Source organism: Geodermatophilus chilensis (assembly GCF_002802985.1).
Taxonomy (GTDB): domain Bacteria; phylum Actinomycetota; class Actinomycetes; order Mycobacteriales; family Geodermatophilaceae; genus Geodermatophilus; species Geodermatophilus chilensis.
In genome coordinates this window covers 1-2704 of record NZ_NVPT01000302.1, presented here as the reverse complement: position 1 = coordinate 2704, position 2704 = coordinate 1, and the positions used below count along the sequence as shown (strand labels likewise).

Here is a 2704-nt window from a genome sequence, read left to right as displayed (position 1 = left end):
GCTCGGAGATGTGAATAAGAGCCAGGTCCCGGGCCCCGCCCTGAGCCTGCGAAGGGTGGGGAGGACGGGGTCCTCTCTCAGCCGGCGAGGGACTCCGGTGCCCGGTCGGCGGCCTCGTCGGCGGGCGGCTGCAGCCGGCTGACGACCTCCGACGCGCTGGCCCCGGTGGCGTCCATGGACTTCTTCACCCGGGCGCCGTAGACGTCGACGTACTCCTGCTCCGACAGCGTCATGATCTCGTACATGATCTCGTCGGTGACCGAGCGCTCGACGAAGCGGTCGCCGGCCAGACCCTCGTAGCGGGAGAAGTCCAGTGGCTTCCCGAAGCGCACGCGCACCTGCGGCAGGTTCCAGCCGAGCAGCGGCAGCCGGCGCGGCCGGTAGATCATCGCGACCGGCACGACGGGCACCCCGGTCTCCAGCGTCATCCGGGCCACGCCGGCCTTGCCGCGGTAGAGCCGGCCGTCGGGCGAGCGGGTGCCCTCCGGGTAGATGCCCAGCAGCCGCCCCTGCCGCAGGATCCGCAGGCCGGTCTGGATCGCGTCCTCCGCGGCCGAGGCGCTGGTCCGGTCGATCGGCACCTGTCCGGCGCCGGTGAAGAAGGCGCGCTGCAGGAACCCCTTCACGCCGCGGCCGGTGAAGTACTCACGCTTGGCCAGGAAGGTGATCCGGCGGCGCACGGCCAGCGGCATGAAGATCCAGTCGGCCGCCGACAGGTGGTTGCTCGCCAGGACGGCCGCCCCGCGGGACGGCACGTTCTCCACGCCCTCCACCCGTGGCCGGAACACCAGCTTCACGACCGGGCCGATCGCCACGTACTTGAGGAACCAGTAGAACAACACGCCTCCCTCGGGGGCTGCCAGACTATTGATCCCGGAGGCGGAAGGACAATGCCACCCCACCGCCCCCGTTCCCACCGGCTCGCTCGCCGGCCGCCGAGGAGGACCCGTGCCCCAGCCCGCCGCGATGACCGGCGCCCCCGCGTCCGCCCTGCCCCGCCGGGGACGCGCGTGAGCACCCGGGGGCGCGGCCGCCGGGACAACGGTCTGGACGCCGCCCTGTGGACCCCGCTGCGCGACGTCGACCCGCGGGTGGGTGAGCACCTGCTCGACGTGCTCCGCGAGGCCGGGGTGGCCGCCTACCTGGAGCCCTCGGCCGACGTCGAGCCCTACACCCGGACCGTCTCGCTGCCCAGCCCGCCGAGTGACCGCCTGTTCGTCGACCGGTCCCGCAGCAGCGAGGCGCGCGCCCTGGTCGACGAGCACGCCGACGACCACGTGGCCGAGCGCACCCGTCCCCGCCAGTCCGCGCGGCGCGAGGTCGACGAGGACGCCGAGTGGGCGCGCATCGTGGCCGCCTTCGAGGCCGAGCACGGCCGCACCGTCGTCGACGCGGAGCCCTCCGACGCACCGCCGCCGTCCCCGGCCGAGCCCTCGGTGCTCGACCGGCCGGAGGAGCACTACGAGCCGCCGCCGCCCCCGCCGGTGCCCGCTCCGGCGCCGGCCTCGCTGTACGCCGTGCTGCTGATCGCGGCCGGCGCGGTCCTCGTGGTGGCCCCGCGGGTGGTCGGCCTGTCCGCCGACCTCGGCCTGGTGCTCGGCGTGGCCGCCGTCGCCGGCGGGGTGGGGGTGCTGCTGTCGCGGATGCGCGAGCGCAGCACCGATGACGGCGACGACGGAGCCGTCGTCTAGACCCCTGGCTCGGAGCCCTCGACGACGGCGCGGCGGACGAGGTCCGCGGCACCCACGATCCCGGCCTGGGCACCCAGCCGGGCGGCCACCACCCGCGGGCCGGGGCGGAACCCGCGCCCGGGCAGCGCCCGCTCCAGGCGCTCGCGCGCCGGGCCGAGCACCATCTCGCCGAGCACGCTGACCCCGCCGCCGATGACGACGACCTCGGGGTCGAGGACGGCGGAGAGGTCGGCGATCCCCTGCCCGAGCCACGAGCCGACCTCGGCGAGCAGCTCCAGCGCCAGCGGGTCGCCCTCGGCGGCGGCGGTCGCGACGTGCTCGCCGCTGAGCCGGTCGGGATCGCCGTCGACCCGCTCGAGCAGCAGTGCCGCCGCGGCCGGTGAGTTGCGGGCCACCTCGCGCGCGGTCTGGCCCAGCGCCGTGCCGCTGGCGTACTGCTCCCAGCAGCCGCGGTTGCCGCACGCGCACAGCCGCCCGTCGGGGACCACCCGCATGTGGCCCCACTCCCCCGCGACGCCGTGCGAGCCGCGCTGCAGCCGGCCGTCCATGATGATCCCGCCGCCGATACCGGTGCCGAGCGTGATCATCAGCGCGAGGTCGGCCCCGTGGGCGGCGCCGTAGCGGTACTCGGCCCAGGCGGCGGCGTCGGCGTCGTTGCCCACCCACATCGGCCGCTGCAGCCGGGCGGCGAGGTCCTTGCGCAGCGCCGAGTGCCGCCAGGCCAGGTGCGGGCTGAACAGCACGGTGTCACCGGTGCGGTCGAACCAACCGGCCGCTCCCACGCCGACGCCGACCAGCGGGCCGTCCTGCCCGCGGGCCAGCACCTCGACCACGGCGGCGATGGCGTCCTCGGTCTCCTGCACCGACGAGCCCGGCGTCGCCCGCCGCGCCGTCGCCAGCACCGTGCCGTCCGGGGCCACGACGCCCCCGGCCACCTTCGTGCCGCCGATGTCGATGCCCAGGGCGGGCAGGTCGGCGGCACGAAGGTGGCCGGGGGCGTCGTGGCCCCGGAC

Annotated in this window: 3 protein-coding genes; 1 reads left to right on the top strand and 2 read right to left on the bottom strand. The window is 76.0% G+C overall.

The annotated features are described in order from the left end of the window. Positions 1-77: 77 nt before the first annotated feature. Positions 78-842: a lysophospholipid acyltransferase family protein gene (locus tag CNO22_RS26600; protein WP_100502232.1), complete on the bottom strand. Its 765-nt coding sequence runs from the start codon at positions 840-842 to the stop codon at positions 78-80. 168 nt (positions 843-1010) lie between these two features. Between CNO22_RS26600 and CNO22_RS26595 the strand changes: the two genes are divergently transcribed. Continuing rightward, the gene (locus CNO22_RS26595) at positions 1011-1691 is read left to right on the top strand and encodes a hypothetical protein (protein WP_100502231.1); all 681 of its coding nucleotides are present in this window, start codon (positions 1011-1013) and stop codon (positions 1689-1691) included. Here CNO22_RS26595 and CNO22_RS26590 read toward each other — a convergent pair. After that, the gene (locus CNO22_RS26590; protein ID WP_232807383.1) at positions 1688-2641 is read right to left on the bottom strand and encodes an ROK family glucokinase; all 954 of its coding nucleotides are present in this window, start codon (positions 2639-2641) and stop codon (positions 1688-1690) included. The genes CNO22_RS26595 and CNO22_RS26590 overlap by 4 nt on opposite strands. Between the last annotated feature and the right edge of the window lie 63 nt (positions 2642-2704).